Origin of the sequence: Lysinibacillus irui, from assembly GCF_028877475.1 — a bacterium.
Taxonomy (GTDB): Bacteria; Bacillota; Bacilli; order Bacillales_A; family Planococcaceae; genus Lysinibacillus; species Lysinibacillus irui.
On sequence record NZ_CP113527.1, the window covers coordinates 3,522,547 to 3,537,627 of the forward strand.

Genomic DNA, 15,081 nt, shown 5'->3' on the forward strand with positions numbered 1-15,081 from the left:
CTATTTCGTCAATTAATTACGAAGTGGTTTACCTTTTAACAGCATGTGTTGCATTCTTTGCTGTGAAAGTGGATCAGCAACAAGGCTTAGGAACGCCTCACGCTCTAAGTTTAATAAATACTGTTCATCAACTAATGTGCCGTATGGAACCTTACCACCTGCAATAACATAAGCTAATTTTTTAGCAATTTTTAAATCATGTTCACTAATAAAGCCTGACTCAAACATCCCTTGCGCACCGATGAGTAATGTACCGTAACCTGATGCACCGACAACAGGCACTTTTGTAGGTACAGGTGGTTGATAGCCTGCTTCATAAAGCGCTAAAGCCGCCTGCTTTGCATCATATAATTGATGATCTGGGTTAACGGAAATACCATCTGCAAAGTTTAAGAAGTTATTTTCACGTGCTTCTTCGCCAGAAGTTGATACCTTAGCCATCGCAATTGTTTCAAATACTTTATTAGCAATATGTTGATAGTCTACCTCTACGCCATTTGGCAAGCCCTTAAGGAATTTTTGATAAAGCGCTTTATTTCCGCCACCGCCAGGAATTAAACCAACGCCTACTTCCACTAAGCCCATATACGTTTCCATCGTTGCTTGGATATGTGCAGCTGGTAGACAAACCTCTGCTCCACCGCCTAATGTCATCGCAAAAGGTGCTGCCACAACTGGCTTACGGGAATATTTAATTTTTTGCATAGCATCTTGGAATGCCTTAATGACGAAATCTAGCTCGAAGATATTATCATCCTGTGCTTCTACTAAAATCATTCCTAGATTTGCGCCAACGCAGAAGTTTTTCCCTTGGTTACCGATAACTAGGCCCTTGTAGTTAGCCTCTACTTCATCTACTGCAAAGTTAATCATTTGGATAATATCTAAACCAATTGCATTCGATTGTGAATGGAATTCAAGTAATGCGATACCATCCCCTAAGTCTATTAAACTAGCACCTGTATTTGATTTAATGACACCATGCTTTTTCTTATAACGTTTTAAATTAATCTCTTTTTCATTAACTGGCACTTTCACATATTGTGACCCATTGTAATAAGCTAAATCGCCATCTATTTCAGAATAGAATGTCTCAAAACCATTTGCCAGCATCTCTTTAACAAATGCAGGTACATCACGACCTTCTGACTCCATTTTCGCTACAGAGTCTTTTACGCCAAGAGCATCCCAAATTTCAAATGGTCCTTGTTGCCAGCCGAAGCCCCATTTCATGGCATTGTCAATGGCTACGATATCATCCGCAATTTCACCATGTAGCTGAGCAGAATAAATTAATGTTGGTGCAAAAATTCCCCATAATAGCTCACCTGTACGATCCTTCGCATATGTTAATGCTTTGACTTTATTAGCCAAGCCTCGCGTTTGTTTTGCCATTTCAATAGAAGGAGTTTTCAACTTTTTCACCGGGCTATAAGTTAAAGTTGTTGGATCAATCTCATGTATGTCCTTACCTTGTTTAAAGAAGAACCCTTGACCAGATTTAGCACCTAGCCAGCCATTCGCGACCATTTTCTGTAAAAACTCTGGTACAGCAAACACCTGCTGCTCCTCACCTGTTGTTTGATCGTAAACATTTTTAGCTACATGAATAAATGTATCTAATCCCACAACATCCAGTGTACGGAAAGTGGCAGATTTCGGACGACCAATAAGTGGACCTGTTACAGAGTCTACTTCACCAACAGAATAACCACCTTTTAACATTTCCTGTAAAGTTATAAGTAAACCATACGTTCCGATACGGTTCGCAATAAAGTTTGGAGTATCCTTTGCTAATACAACACCTTTCCCAAGCACATCTTCCCCAAACGTTTTCATGAAGCTAACTACTTCAGGCGCAGTTGTATTAGCAGGAATCACTTCTAATAGTTTTAAATAGCGAGGAGGATTGAAAAAGTGCGTTCCAAGGAAATGCCTTTTAAAGTCGTCTGAGCGTCCCTCTGCCATTGCGTTAATACTAATTCCTGATGTGTTTGAACTGATAATTGTTCCTGGTTTACGAACAGCATCAATTTTTTCATAGAGACTTTGTTTAATTGGTAAATTTTCAACTACAACTTCGATTATCCAATCTACATCTTTTAGTTTCCCTAGATCGTCTTCAAAGTTGCCAACCGTTAGTAGTGATAAATTTTTCTTAGAAGTAAGTGGTGCTGGCTTTTGCTTTAATAACTTTTGCAAAGCTCCGTTTACAATACGATTTCTTACAGCTGGATGCTCTAAAGAAAGACCCTTTGCCTCTTCCTCTTGCGTCAGTTCCTTCGGTGCAATATCTAATAGTAATGTTGGTATACCGATATTGGCTAAATGTGCTGCAATTCCAGAGCCCATCACCCCAGAACCTAGAACAGCTGCTTTTTTAATGTTGTAAGTCACAAGCAATTCCCCCTTATTCTCCCATTGAATGAATAGCCATTCATTTTTTGGCCAAAAAAATATCAAGTGTACCTTAGTGTTTTTTCGTCCTGTTGTTGGATGAAATTCATTCCAGGCAACTAAGCCCGACTAAGGCTTATCTTCGTTCTTAACTCACTTTTTAATGAATGAAGATAAAACTACTTTTCTGTTTTTAGTGTAGATTATTTTGTCTAATTTAGCAATCTTTTTTCAAGAATTATTTTTGCAATATACATCTTTTTCTGTTTTTTACGAGCTAAAAGCAGACAATAAGTAGCAATCAAAACGGCCAAACAGAAAACTTTCAGGTTAAGAGAAAAATGTGTAGAATGGAAAACAAGGAGAGTGAATATATAATGAAAACAATTACTACAGCAGATCAATTTAATGAACTAATCGCGGGTGACCAAAAAGTACTAGTGAAATTTTACGCTGGCTGGTGCCCAGATTGCACACGAATGAACATGTTCATCGATCCAATCATTGAAGAGTACAACCAATATGACTGGTATGAGCTAAACCGTGATGAGCTTCCAGAAATTGCAGACAAATATGATGTAATGGGAATCCCAAGCTTATTAATTTTCCAAAACGGTGAAAAACTTGCACATTTACACAGTGCCAATGCAAAAACACCTCAGCAAGTAACAGAATTTTTATCTGCTCAACAATAAAGAGCAAAGAGCTGCATTTCATTTTTGAAATGCAGCTCTTTTTAAAAGGAGATTGTTATGCACAAACAATTAGTTCTACTCGGTACATCACAATATGATACATCGATTGCACCAAGATTCCGTCAATCTGCCTGTGGACCTACTACTATTCACGTTATATTAAACTTTTTGAACAAATCAGCCCCTTCAATAAATGAACTCTACAAGCTGCTCGGTGGCACAAAAATTGGCTTATTTAAATGGCGACTTATCCACAATCTCCGTCGACTATATCCAACTTGGGATATTCGAAATTGTTCATTAAAAGAAGCTTTACAGGAGATTGACGCCGGTCGTCCCGTTGCTATGCGTTTTGATCGTTACTTTAGCCTTCAATGGCGAGATAAAAAATCGGCCTTTGCCTATCATTGGGTACCGCTAATTGGCTATAACATAAAAAATGGCGACCTATCGTTAATTTTTCATGATAATGGTAGACCTCATCATGAAAGTACTATTCGTCGAGCTTTCTATAAAGATAATGAGAAGGTGTTATCGTTTGTTAAAATTAAACCTCAATAGCGCTTATTTATAAAAAATAAAAAGCAGAGCATATTACTATACTCTGCGTTCATTGTTAAATAAGGGAATACAAGGAGCGTGCGTGCTTGGCGATTAGCGTGTAGCCACTCTCTTCTATTTCTTTAAAAATATGTGGTTCATAGCTTGGTAACGCTAGGCTTGCAAAATCTGCTTCAATTGGTACATCGGTTTGAATAGTTGCAAGCTCATGGGATAATTTTAGCATGTCCAAATTTTCCTGGATTTTTGTGCGTTGGCCTGGCTTTAATTCACCAAGTGATTCTAGAATCTTGTCAATTGAGCCATATGTTTGAATGAGCGTCAATGCTTGCTTCGGACCAATACCCTTGACACCTGGATAGCCATCACTAGTATCGCCCATAAAGGCTTTCACCTGTGCAAACTGCGTTGGCTCTATACGATATTCTTCTTTAAAGCGTGTATGTGTATAAATATCATACTCTGTGTAGCCCTTTTTCGTAAAGGCAATTTCTGTAGAAGGTCTTAAAAGCTGAAGCAAGTCTTTATCCCCACTAATAACCGTAATATCTGCCTCATCCTGCCATTTAGTAATCATGGAACCAATTAAATCATCTGCTTCCATACCCTTCACACCGAAATTTTTCCAGCCAATTTGCTGCGATAATTTTTTCGCCATATCAAATTGAGGCAGCATTTCCTCTGGTGGGGCTGGGCGATTTGCTTTATAGCCATCAAATAAATCATTGCGGAACGTATGTGCCCCCATATCCCAGCAAACAGCCATATGCGTTGGCTTCATAATTGATTGTGCTGTTAAAACATGACGTACAAATCCTTGGGCCCCATTCGTCGGTGTCCCATCTGCCAAGCGAATAAAATGTCCCATTGCAGCTGAGGCAAAAAATGAACGGAATAACAGTGCCATACCGTCAACAATCAATAGTTTTGGTTTTGTTGTCATATAATTTCCTCTCTATTACAAATACAAAGTTTGTATAAAATAAAATGTTTCCTATTTTACATTATAACAAACTTTCACTAATCAGCATTGTCAATACACAGAAATACTATTACTTTACGGCGTAACCTTCCCTTTTTTTGAAATACGATTACGGTGATCAAGTTGAATGCCTGTTAACCACTGTAAAAATGCTGTTACCCCAATTTTAACGGTTTCCGGACGGAGCATTCCTTCCTTAGGATCAGCATAAACAAAATCAATATGACGAACTCCTTCATTTTCTCCAATCAGCTTGAGAATATCAAATAATTCGTAGGCCGTTAAGCCACCTGGTGTTGCTGCAGGAACGTCACGAGCAAACATAATATCTAGAGCATCTAAATCTACTGAAACATAAATACGATCTACTTCATACATCAGCTGACGAAGCATTTCACGAATTGTGAGCTGTATACCATCTCGTCGCATTTGCTTTAACGTAATCATATGAATCCCTTGCTCTCTTGCGTAATGAATCATTTCAGGTGAATTGAAAAAGCCATGCAAACCGACATTATACACATGTTTCCCCTCAACAACTCCTGCTGCCATTAACTGATGAATGGGAGAATCTTGTGCTAAACCAACCTCTTCTTGATTCCTTGCATCTAAGTGTGTATCAATCTGAATAATGCCAATCCGATCTTGCGGAAAAGCATTTTTTATACCTCTTAAGGAACAGGCAGTAACCGCATGATCTCCTCCAATCAAACAAGTAAAGCTTTTTTGAAAAGCAATACTTAAATTTTCCGCTGCTGCTTCGATGGCAGATTCAGAAAGCATACGATCTTGTTCATGAATCGCCACATCTCCTATATCCACGACTGACAGCGCACGTAAATTAACCTGTTCATCTAAATTATATGATTGAAAACTAGGCCACACTTTACGAAATTCAGTTGGATATTGCGCTTTTGTTGATCCTCCACTGGCATACGATAAAAGCGCACCATAAATTACAATATCCACATCATTTGGATTCGGATTAGCTTGCTGCTTTATCCATTGATGCATTGCTGATCCATTTTCTTGCTTCCACTGGCATTCCGGTTGAATAAACATTATTCTCTACCACCCTTCATATCTTTTCCATCCAAGTTAAATTTACCTACATAAATTTTTACTTTCCGCAAAATGTCCTACCATAAAATTTCTACTATTATAGTACCATTCGTACATTCATTTTCGTCATTGTTTTACTTTTTTCCTCTTTTCTTTTGAAATTTCTCAATTAGACAACAAAAAAGCAAACTAGAAACCGATCTAGTTTGCTTTCAATAACGAAAGGGTGATTTTCATATTGTGAGTTGGCCTTATATCTTTCATTTAAAGTGAGGAGCACCATAGTTAGGAGCGCTTTGCTCAGATTTTGGAGCGGTTACCTCCTCTTTTGGAGCGCTTTGTCAACACTTTCGAGCAGTTACCTTCTCTTTTGGAGCGACTTGCCACACTTTGGAGCGGTTACCTTCTCTTTTGGAGCACCTTGTCCACACTTTCGAGCGGTTACCTTCTCTTTTGGAGCGCCTTGCCCACACTTTCGAGCGGTTACCCCCCCTTTTGGAGCGCCTTACCCTCACTTTCGAGCGGTTACCTTCTCTTTTGGAACGCTTTGCCCTCACTTTCGAGCGGGTATCACAACCTTTGGAGCGCCTTGCTCACACCTTCGAGCGGGTATCACAACCTTTGGAGCGCCTTGCCCTTACTTTCGAGCGGTTACCTTCTCTTTTGGAGCGCTTTGCTCACACCTTCGAGCGGTTACCACCTCTTTTGGAGCGCCTTGCCCTCACTTTCGAGCGGGTACCACAACCTTTGGAGCGCTTTGCCCTCACTTTCGAGCGGTTACCTTCTCTTTTGGAGCGCCTTGTCCACACTTTCGAGCGGTTACCTTCGCTTTTGGAGCGCCTTGCCCTCACTTTCGAGCGGGTATCACAACCTTTGGAGCGCCTTGCTCACACTTTGGAGCGGTTAACTCATCAAAACTATTTCTGCTGTTTAAAGTGGCTTTGGCATAGCTCAGCAACTTCATGCATGGAATAACTTTGAAAATTGTATTGGCTGCGCAACTCTTGATAATAGCGTAATAGCTCTTCCAGCATCGCTAAATTTTTATCAATGTGCTTGCCAAAATTATGAGGGTGCCACCATAAATGATAAAATGCTTGTGCCTTTGCAGCTTCGAGCATACTTTCCTTAATACGTTTTACTTTTAACCCTTCGAATACACGCAATGGACCACAATAAGGCCTTAAAAAGGCACTTGACCGAATATTAATGAGCTGCGCCTCTTGCATTTCTGCTAGTGTTGCCATATGGTGTCCGGTTAGATTCCAATAGCTATCTAGCCATTTCTTTGCTCCGAAAAGTCTGCCCTTCTTCGTAAACTTTTGAGCTTGATACAATGCATGGTTTTCAGTTCCTCTGTAGCAAATATAGCCAGCTTCTGAACACGCTGATAAATAGTCTTTGTTTATTTGGTTACGTGGAAAGACAATGGATTTCATCGGAGCGATATATCCTTCACTAATTGTTTTTGTAGCATGTAAATCGGCACGAAAAGCTGCCTCTGTTTGCCCCTTTTCCAAGCAATAGAAATGGGAGAAGGTATGACTTCCTATTTCCTGATGTGGTGTACGTTTAATATCCTCGATTAAAGATTTACCAAAATGTAAGAGATCCTCTTGTTCATTTTCGCCTACTTTTGCTAGCTGTGTATGTGCAGCAAAGCGCATATTTTCATATTTCACAGGGATACCTCGTAAATAATGAGCCATTTCTGCCTTTGATTCTGCAAACAATAATCCGACTGTAGCCCAAGTCGCATGAATGTCATATTGCTCAAATAACGCTAGTATCCTGGGCAATGCTTTACGTACACCATATAGGTTTTTATTGTATTGTCCATATCGAAAAACGTCATGGACACCCCAATTCAGCTCAAAATCTAATGAAATAACGAGACCCCCACCATTCATGTTGCTACTTCCTCCATTTTTGTACACCTAATAGCAGTGCACGTATTTTTGATTGGGTGATGTAGCCTGAGTAGACATGGACAATTTGGCCACCAAAGCTTAGTTTAAAGGCTCGTACATTATGACTATTTGTTAATTCACCCATATCATATAAAACAAAACCTTGCTCCTTTAAGTGGAGTAGATTATGCCAGATTAAAAAACGATTGGCATAACGGATCGGTCGTTTTAAATGTGAAGGCATAGCTGATGCATGACAAGTAGCCTCGTAAAAAGACATCGCTCTTTTCTCATGAACAATATCTAATCGATAGCACAGTGTTTGTCCACAAATACTCTGGATCTCGGATAATAATAATGCACCCTGTTCATTTAGGAGCATGAGTGTTTCCATTTGTGACTTGCCAATTGCTTCAAGCTTTTTTCTTTTGGCAAACTGATTGTAGAATTGCTGGAAGGCTCGCAAGTTGTCCATCGAGGGCTCTTTGTACAAAATAACTTGATAAAATTCTTTTTGGGCCCGTCGAAGGATTTTACGATTCCCTTCTGAAAGTGCTAAATATAACGAAAGCTCATGCTCTTGCAAATGAATGTGAACCGTTTCGCTTTTTACAAGCTTTCTGCTAGGTACAAGTGAATGTGTATAGCCTACAACTTTCATTGAGTTTCGAACATTTGCTGGCTTTTCTAGAAGATAAAAATGCTGCATTGCGATATTCCATCGCTTACTTTTAATGGACAGAATGAACATCGCCCCCACTCTCCGTATATTTTTCTACACGATTTCGCTCAAAGCGAGCGAATTTAAAATGTTTCATTCGAGAAATAGGTTTATAGCCTAGCTGTACTAAGCGCTTACGCTTACGCCATTGCCAAAAGCTTGCCGTTACCCATAGTGTTTGTGCCGGTTTTATTTTTCGAAAATAAGCTGTAATAATATCGATTTGTTTGAAAACATCATAGGCTAAAAAATAGGTCTGCTTCGGTAACGGTTCTATAATCCGCAATGAATCGACTCGCCAATTTGTGGCATGTAACGCAAAGGCTGGTTTATTCGTTTCTGCAAAGGAGTCTTTATAAATCGTATATCCCTTATAAAAGAGGGCAATGACTTCCTCCTGATCAAGCTGCATCGCTTCCTGAATCGACATTTCTTCAAATAAGTTACCAACAGGCTGCTGTGGCGATACATCCTCTGAGGGAGTTAATTCATACAGCTCCACTTGTTTCATACGAACAAATTTTTCTACGAATTGTTGTCCATATTCTAGCCAATCTTTTAGCTTTCCATACTTTACTAAAAAACGTAACTGGCCTAGTGAATTACGCTTCCAGTCCACAATTCGCTGATTACTTTTTACGTATTCCTTAAGTCGTTGCTTTAATGATAAAAATCCTGTCAGTAAATTTGTACGTTTCGAACCACTGCTGGCAAGCATATGCCTTGTAAAATCAATGCTAGAGCGCCAGTCAAATTTATAAGGCTCATAGCCAATACTCATATCAAATAGGCGATAATTGGCTGCGAACGTTCGCTGAATGGTTTCCTGATTGACGATACGTCCAGCACCAAATAAATTAAATGTTGGCTCATGTGCAAGAGCGTAAGTTACATAACGCCCCCGACAGCAAAGTCCATATGTGAAACCAATCCACTGATTTTCAAAGACAAGTGCATCGACCTCCACCTGTAAGGCCTCTCCCTTTAGCATTGTTAAACGTTCAAAAAAGTCTCTTTTCTTGCCCTTTGTAAATTCACTTGTATCAAGCTTTTTTGCCCAACGACGATTAAATAATCGAAACATTTGCCAAAGCTCGTCCTGCGATGGAGCACGTCTTTCTAATGAGCCTAAATTTCGTAGCTTTCGTTCGCGTCGATCGACACCATGCATTTTTCGTCGTTGATTGAAATGATGTTGAAAATCTACTTCTGAAAATGCTAGATACGGTGTCACTACACGGAATATGCTTGTACGTAATTGTCTTTCAACAAAATATTGCTCCAAGATTTTAGTAGATGCTTTACTTTCTAATAAGCCATGGAGAGAAAAAACAACGTGTCGATATTTTTTAATCAGCTCATCAAATATAAAGGTCGCTGCTTGGAGTAACCACTGTTGTTTAGCGACTATCCCGGTATAGTTAGCAATCTGTTTACCTGCAAATGTATACACCCTTATTCCCCATCGAATAGACACCGTAAAGGGGAAAAAGGCGATGATTGTCCCCTCATGTTCAATGGCATAAAGCTCTACACGTTCTTTACGTCCAACAATTTGCCACCAATTATAAAACCAAGCAAATTCTATAAATGGGTTATCATTGTCCTCTGCTTCTAAAATGGCATCCCAAATTTCCTTGTACCACATAAGCTCATCATCAGTTCTAATGCGAATTAATTGCAATTTAATCCCCTTTCTTCGCTAGTTCTGAAACAGCTTGCTGATAGACCATTATTGTTTTTTGATACATAGGGGTAAACGTGAAATACTGCAAATAACGGCATTCACTTACATTCCCCATTTGTTGCCTTAAATCGGCATCTATTATTAGTTGGTGTAGCCTCTGCTTTAATAATTCAAAATTATCTCGTTCTACTAAAAATCCATTACCATGATCTTCTACAAGCTCTTTTACACCACCTACATTTGTTGCAATAATAGGGAGACCTACACGCATCGCTTCAATAATAGAAATCGGCAAGCCTTCCCAATCTGACAACAAGACAAAAATGTGGCTTTTCTCAAGATAAGAATGGACATCTAATTGATTGCCTAAAAATGTTATACGTGCTGTTAAACCAGACTGTTCAACAAGTTTTTCTAAGTCAGAACGTAGTGAACCATCTCCAATTAGTTGAAGATGCCATGGAATATGCGTCAGCTCCGCCAAAGCCTTGAGTAAGATATCCTGCCTTTTTGGCACTTCAAAACGAGCAACCATAACAATGATTGGCTGCTCCAAAAATGTTCTTTCAGTTGTTGTCCTTTTCTCTATTAGATCAATGCCATTATGAATTGTCAGTAATTTATGTGCAGGAGCCACCTCCTTCATTAGTGCTAATTCTCGATCGTATTCGGATACCGTAATAATTTTTGTAGTAAATAGCTGAACAGATTTTTCCATCCGATGGTATAGCAGCTTTTTCTTTTGTGGAACACCTTCTGTAAAACTCCAGCTATGTGCTGTAAAGATAGTTGGAATTCCTAGTAAACTACCAACTACACGACCTATGATACCTGCCTTGGATGAATGGGTGGCTACAACATCTGGTTGTATTCGTTTAAAGACAGCTCTTAATTGCCAGAATGATCGAAAGTCTTTCGCTAAATGAATCGCTCGTTGTAAGGAAGGTATATTGATGACGGGAATTTGCAGTTCTTGCAAGCGCCACAGTGATGGCTGATAGGAGCCTGTTACAACTGTCACCTCATGTCCATCTTGTTGTAATTGGATAGAAAGTGCCTCCACATGTTTTTGAGCACCTCCGACCTTATCCATTCTTGTAATAAGCTGAACTATTTTCAGTACTGCCACTCCTTATTTTTTAATAAGCACCCGTTCTTGCTACGATGACATAAATAGTCTTCAACATAATTTGGATATCCATCCAAAAGGAGAAATTTTCAACATATTCAATGTCATACGAGATTTTTTGTCCATGTGATATATTCGATCTACCATTTATTTGAGCAAGCCCCGTCAATCCTGGCTTTACCTCCAGTCGCCGAGCTTGTAAAGAGTTATAAGCATTTGTAATCGTTGGAACTTCCGGGCGTGGACCTACAATGCTCATATCACCCTTTAGCACATTTAAAAGTTGTGGGATTTCATCAATACTTAGCTTTCGAAGGATAGCGCCCACTTTTGTGATACGTGTATCTTGCTTCGTTTTAAAGTAATAATCATCAGGGATACCATTAGCACAAATAGTCGGCATATTTACTGGAACTGCCTGAATACACATTGTTCGTAGCTTCCAAATCACAAAGCGGTGATGATCGAGGCCAGTTCGTATTTGTTTGAAGAAAATGGGGCGACCCGTTGTCATGAGTAAAATGAGAAAGACTATTAACATAAGAGGAATCGTTATAAAAAGTAAAATTAAAGCCCCAATAATATCAACTATTCTTTTGCCGTACTGACCATAGAATGTGAGATTCTGAGCTGTCTGAACGTGCAATACATCATCCTTTGCATTTTTTTAGCACTTAACACTATATATTCATTTTGTACATTTCTAGAACTAGTATAGAAAAAGTGCTCCCTTTAAGAAAAAAAGAGTTATGTCAGCGTCATATGCTGAATAACTCTTTTTGCCGTATTATATGCTTGCTTCTAAAATTTGAACATCACATTCAATCAAAACATTCCCCTTCACCGCTTTACTTATCATACAAGTCTGTTCCGCCTTGTGTGCTAAGCGCTCTATTCTTTTTGCAAGATGTTCCGATAGCTCTTGGACAACAATCGTTGGTTTATGGACAATTTTTTCATAAGTAAAAACGCCATTTTCTACGCTTACAAACCCATGAGCCTGCATGGATAAAGACATCACATCTATTTCCGATCTTTCAAGCAGAGCAGCTAAGGTGATTAAATAACAGGTTGCCGCTGCACCTAAAAGCATTTCATCTGGATTTGTACCAATCCCTGGACCATTCATTTCCTGAGGAATAGATATTTGCGTTTGTAAATTGCTTGATGTTATGTTCCCTGTCCCATTTCTTCCATCCGCCCAAGTTAAATCCATTGTAAATTTATGCTGAACCATCGTTTATATCCTCCTTTATTTTTGGCTAAGAAAAATGCGAAATATTTATCGTAAGGCAAGCAAGGCGTAGCTTACCTTTGCTTTCTTTAACTCTACCACATTTTCAACGTGATGCTTGAAATCAAAAATTGCGTTGATTACTTCGAACAGCCACCAGTAACTTCAAGTGCAGTTTGAATCCCTAGCAAAACATTCAACCTCACTGTGTTTCGAAAGAACCATTGCCATAGCTCCACTATTAGGGGTGATTTCCTTTATCGTACAAAATCAACCATTATTTTACGAAAAACAATGTGATAATTTTTATGGTAGAATAGAATAAATAATTCTTTAGGAGATTTTCAAAATGATTTTAACAAAGCAAGAAGCAATACAAGCATTAAAAAAGAACAAGTTCATCGGTTTTACGATTACAACAGGAAATATTATTATGAAAAAGATTAATAAAACCGATTATAATATTTTTGTCTTTGAAGAAGGGAAAGAAAAACCTTTACGTTATGTTGGTTCTATTATGAACGTAATGGCGACAATGAGTGATAAAGCCTCAAATAAAGACTTTTTCATTGTTGAACAGTTACCATCAGAAAATAGTGCTGTAGAAGCTCAAACTACTGAACATGAGGCAACAACAGAAGAAAAAGTAACACCTGTTAAGGAAAAAGAAGAAACTGTTGCTGAAGAAAAAGAAGATATTGTTGTTGAAGGAAATGAGGAAAGCCGTGCTATCGCTGGCTATGAAGGATTATATGAAATGACGGCAAGTGGTCGAATTATTACGGTCCGTGAAAACCGTGCGTTAGCTCGTTGTAATGATGAGTACGGCTTCCATATTGCACGCTTGACGAAGGATGGCAAAGCAACTAGTCATAATGTTTTTGAACTTTGGAAACAAACATTCCCAGAACTAGAGCAAACTCATTTTAAAGGTGCTTTAAAAGCAAAATATGGTACAGGCTGTAAGCTAATCGATAAACCTGGTATCCACTTTTAATCATGAAACACCCTCAGCTTTTTTGCTGAGGGTGTTGTCGTTTAGAATTGATATATTTTTCGCCATTTGAACAACTGTAAGATACTGATTTTCTCCACTTTACGGAAACCTGCTTGCACCAACTTTCGCCTTCTTTTTCTATCAAACCACGGGGCAATCGTACAAACGGCTCTTCCTTCTCTCTGGACATCAGCAATGATATCAACGAGTTGCTGACTGTCATACTCTCTTATATACGACATATTGTCTGCTAGCTCATAGGAATAGTTAGCAGCTTCTTCAGATGCTATTTTATCATGCCTCTTATATATAATTTGATCACCATTTCCCAAAAGTCGATAGCCCCTATAGAAACTTGAAACATAGTTTGCTCGCTCATGCATCTCCGTAATATCCTTCATTGATACTTCTTGAAAGTTCACTTGCCCGAAAGCATATTTTTGTTCTGCTATATAAACATCTAAAATATGTACTGCTAAAAATCGTTGTATTATCCTAACTGAAGCTCTTAACCAATCTTTTATTTTCGCGTGCTTCACAAAATATCGTAGTTCTCCTAAACGGTCCCGCTTCCATTTCACGAGCTGATGATTATTCGTTAACAAACCTTTTAAGCGATCTCGTAAGACCATCCAGGATCGAAGTACACGCTCTTTTGTTCCTTTCGTACTCATAACAAATTTTCTTGTAAAATCAATATGGGTATACCATTCAAACTTGTATGGCTCATAGCCACTTCCTAGATCATAATAACGATAGCCTACACCATGTGCTTTTAACATATTTTCTTTTTCAATAATGCGGCCTGGGCCAAATAGATTGAAGTCAGGCTCATGTCCCATTGCCAGACAAAAATTACGCTCTCTACAGCAAAGGTCAATCGTAAACGCAATCCACCGGCCTTCAAATTGCAGGCTATCCACCTCTACTCGAAATGCCTTATTGGAGACCTTGGCCAATCGCTCGTAGAACAATCGAGTCTGTTTTTCAGTAAAACCACTTTTATCAATTTTCTTTTGCCACCTTCTCGTAAATAACGTAAACATGTCTTGTAAATGATGGTGATTTTCTTCTTGAAATGCTACATGACCAAGTAACTTTAATTTATTTTCCCGACGCTTCAAACTTTTGAATTTTTTTCGATGCTTCTGCAAAAAATTATCAAGTGTAATTGATTGAAAATCTATATAAGGCGTGACAGTCCGAAAAATAGAATGTGGCATCTGATATTCTATCGCAAATTTTTCTAATTCTTGAGAGGTATTTTTACTTTCTAACAATCCATGTAACACCATTAAATAACGCTTGTATTTTTTTGAAAGCTCCTTCAGCATAAAGTTAATGGAACGTTCAAGCCAATTCTTTTCAGCGACTACTTCCATATAAGTCGCAAACCCTTGTCCCAAAAAGCCAAAATGATGCACTTTACCAAACCGTACTGTATGCACTAATGGAAAAAAGGCAACTGCTACTCCTTGATATTCAACTACATAAATCTCAACATTGTCATGAGTACCTAGTGTTGTCCACCAAGTTGAGACCCACTCGTACTCAATAAAAGGATTATCATTGTGCTCTTTTTCGAGTATTGTTGACCAAGTACTTCGATAGGGCTCTAATGCTTCAATAGTCGTGATGAGTTTATACGTAAGCAATTTACTATATCGCTCCTTTTTTCCATTATCATCGCCATACATGTTGTAGCC

Annotated in this window: 14 protein-coding genes; 4 read left to right on the forward strand and 10 right to left on the reverse strand. The window is 38.7% G+C overall.

What is annotated here, in order from left to right; translation table 11 throughout:
* Positions 1 to 12: 12 nt before the first annotated feature.
* Complete coding sequence (locus OU989_RS17770) at positions 13 to 2,397, reverse strand: 3-hydroxyacyl-CoA dehydrogenase/enoyl-CoA hydratase family protein (protein WP_274794287.1); 2,385 nt, start codon at positions 2,395 to 2,397, stop codon at positions 13 to 15.
* Positions 2,398 to 2,747: 350 nt separating this feature from the next.
* Between OU989_RS17770 and OU989_RS17775 the strand changes: the two genes are divergently transcribed.
* Together OU989_RS17775 and OU989_RS17780 are read left to right on the forward strand one after the other, a co-directional pair.
* Positions 2,748 to 3,092 carry a thioredoxin family protein gene (locus OU989_RS17775; RefSeq protein ID WP_274794288.1) on the forward strand — a complete coding sequence of 115 codons (345 nt, stop codon included), beginning with the start codon at positions 2,748 to 2,750 and terminating at the stop codon, positions 3,090 to 3,092.
* A 57-nt stretch (positions 3,093 to 3,149) separates the two neighbouring features.
* On the forward strand, positions 3,150 to 3,653 hold the full coding sequence (locus OU989_RS17780; protein ID WP_274794289.1) for a C39 family peptidase: 504 nt from the start codon (positions 3,150 to 3,152) through the stop codon (positions 3,651 to 3,653).
* Positions 3,654 to 3,708: 55 nt separating this feature from the next.
* Here the strand turns inward: OU989_RS17780 and OU989_RS17785 are convergent, their stop codons facing one another.
* Both OU989_RS17785 and OU989_RS17790 read right to left on the reverse strand, forming a co-directional pair.
* Positions 3,709 to 4,596: a 5'-3' exonuclease gene (locus tag OU989_RS17785; protein WP_274794290.1), complete on the reverse strand. Its 888-nt coding sequence runs from the start codon at positions 4,594 to 4,596 to the stop codon at positions 3,709 to 3,711.
* A 114-nt stretch (positions 4,597 to 4,710) separates the two neighbouring features.
* Positions 4,711 to 5,697 (reverse strand): agmatinase family protein, encoded by a 987-nt coding sequence (locus OU989_RS17790; protein ID WP_274794291.1) that lies wholly within the window; start codon positions 5,695 to 5,697, stop codon positions 4,711 to 4,713.
* Positions 5,698 to 6,087: 390 nt separating this feature from the next.
* Here OU989_RS17790 and OU989_RS17795 point away from each other — a divergent pair, with 390 nt between their 5' ends.
* Positions 6,088 to 6,672 carry a hypothetical protein gene (locus OU989_RS17795; protein ID WP_274794292.1) on the forward strand — a complete coding sequence of 195 codons (585 nt, stop codon included), beginning with the start codon at positions 6,088 to 6,090 and terminating at the stop codon, positions 6,670 to 6,672.
* Here the strand turns inward: OU989_RS17795 and OU989_RS17800 are convergent.
* The 6 genes from OU989_RS17800 to OU989_RS17825 form a co-directional block, all read right to left on the reverse strand.
* Complete coding sequence (locus OU989_RS17800; protein ID WP_274794293.1) at positions 6,615 to 7,607, reverse strand: polysaccharide deacetylase family protein; 993 nt, start codon at positions 7,605 to 7,607, stop codon at positions 6,615 to 6,617. The genes OU989_RS17795 and OU989_RS17800 overlap by 58 nt on opposite strands.
* Positions 7,608 to 7,611: 4 nt before the next feature.
* Positions 7,612 to 8,358, reverse strand: a complete 747-nt coding sequence (locus OU989_RS17805) for a hypothetical protein (RefSeq protein ID WP_274794294.1) — start codon at positions 8,356 to 8,358, stop codon at positions 7,612 to 7,614.
* Positions 8,339 to 10,012 carry a GNAT family N-acetyltransferase gene (locus OU989_RS17810; protein WP_274794295.1) on the reverse strand — a complete coding sequence of 558 codons (1,674 nt, stop codon included), beginning with the start codon at positions 10,010 to 10,012 and terminating at the stop codon, positions 8,339 to 8,341. The genes OU989_RS17805 and OU989_RS17810 overlap by 20 nt, the downstream gene beginning before the upstream one ends.
* A gap of 1 nt (position 10,013) precedes the next feature.
* Positions 10,014 to 11,144: a glycosyltransferase family 4 protein gene (locus OU989_RS17815; RefSeq protein ID WP_274794296.1), complete on the reverse strand. Its 1,131-nt coding sequence runs from the start codon at positions 11,142 to 11,144 to the stop codon at positions 10,014 to 10,016.
* A gap of 10 nt (positions 11,145 to 11,154) precedes the next feature.
* On the reverse strand, positions 11,155 to 11,790 hold the full coding sequence (locus OU989_RS17820; RefSeq protein WP_274794297.1) for a sugar transferase: 636 nt from the start codon (positions 11,788 to 11,790) through the stop codon (positions 11,155 to 11,157).
* A gap of 141 nt (positions 11,791 to 11,931) precedes the next feature.
* Positions 11,932 to 12,381 (reverse strand): SACOL1771 family peroxiredoxin, encoded by a 450-nt coding sequence (locus OU989_RS17825; RefSeq protein ID WP_274794298.1) that lies wholly within the window; start codon positions 12,379 to 12,381, stop codon positions 11,932 to 11,934.
* A gap of 346 nt (positions 12,382 to 12,727) precedes the next feature.
* Between OU989_RS17825 and OU989_RS17830 the strand changes: the two genes are divergently transcribed.
* Positions 12,728 to 13,375, forward strand: a complete 648-nt coding sequence (locus OU989_RS17830; RefSeq protein ID WP_274794299.1) for a 3-ketosteroid-delta-1-dehydrogenase — start codon at positions 12,728 to 12,730, stop codon at positions 13,373 to 13,375.
* 41 nt (positions 13,376 to 13,416) lie between these two features.
* On the opposite strand, the gene OU989_RS17835 is transcribed toward OU989_RS17830, so the two are convergent.
* Positions 13,417 to 15,072, reverse strand: coding sequence for a GNAT family N-acetyltransferase (locus OU989_RS17835; protein ID WP_274794300.1), 1,656 nt, complete (start codon positions 15,070 to 15,072; stop codon positions 13,417 to 13,419).
* Positions 15,073 to 15,081 lie beyond the last annotated feature (9 nt).

Bases quoted from the DNA above. Each gene is read 5' to 3' on its own strand.
- OU989_RS17775 (WP_274794288.1), top strand. From the start codon at position 2,748: ATGGAAAACAAGGAGAGTGAATATATAATGAAAACAATTACTACAGCA.
- OU989_RS17780 (WP_274794289.1), top strand. From the start codon at position 3,150: ATGCACAAACAATTAGTTCTACTCGGTACATCACAATATGATACATCG.
- OU989_RS17785 (WP_274794290.1), bottom strand. From the start codon at position 4,596: ATGACAACAAAACCAAAACTATTGATTGTTGACGGTATGGCACTGTTA.
- OU989_RS17790 (WP_274794291.1), bottom strand. From the start codon at position 5,697: ATGTTTATTCAACCGGAATGCCAGTGGAAGCAAGAAAATGGATCAGCA.
- OU989_RS17800 (WP_274794293.1), bottom strand. From the start codon at position 7,607: ATGAATGGTGGGGGTCTCGTTATTTCATTAGATTTTGAGCTGAATTGG.
- OU989_RS17805 (WP_274794294.1), bottom strand. From the start codon at position 8,358: ATGTTCATTCTGTCCATTAAAAGTAAGCGATGGAATATCGCAATGCAG.
- OU989_RS17825 (WP_274794298.1), bottom strand. From the start codon at position 12,381: ATGGTTCAGCATAAATTTACAATGGATTTAACTTGGGCGGATGGAAGA.
- OU989_RS17830 (WP_274794299.1), top strand. From the start codon at position 12,728: ATGATTTTAACAAAGCAAGAAGCAATACAAGCATTAAAAAAGAACAAG.
- OU989_RS17835 (WP_274794300.1), bottom strand. From the start codon at position 15,072: ATGTATGGCGATGATAATGGAAAAAAGGAGCGATATAGTAAATTGCTT.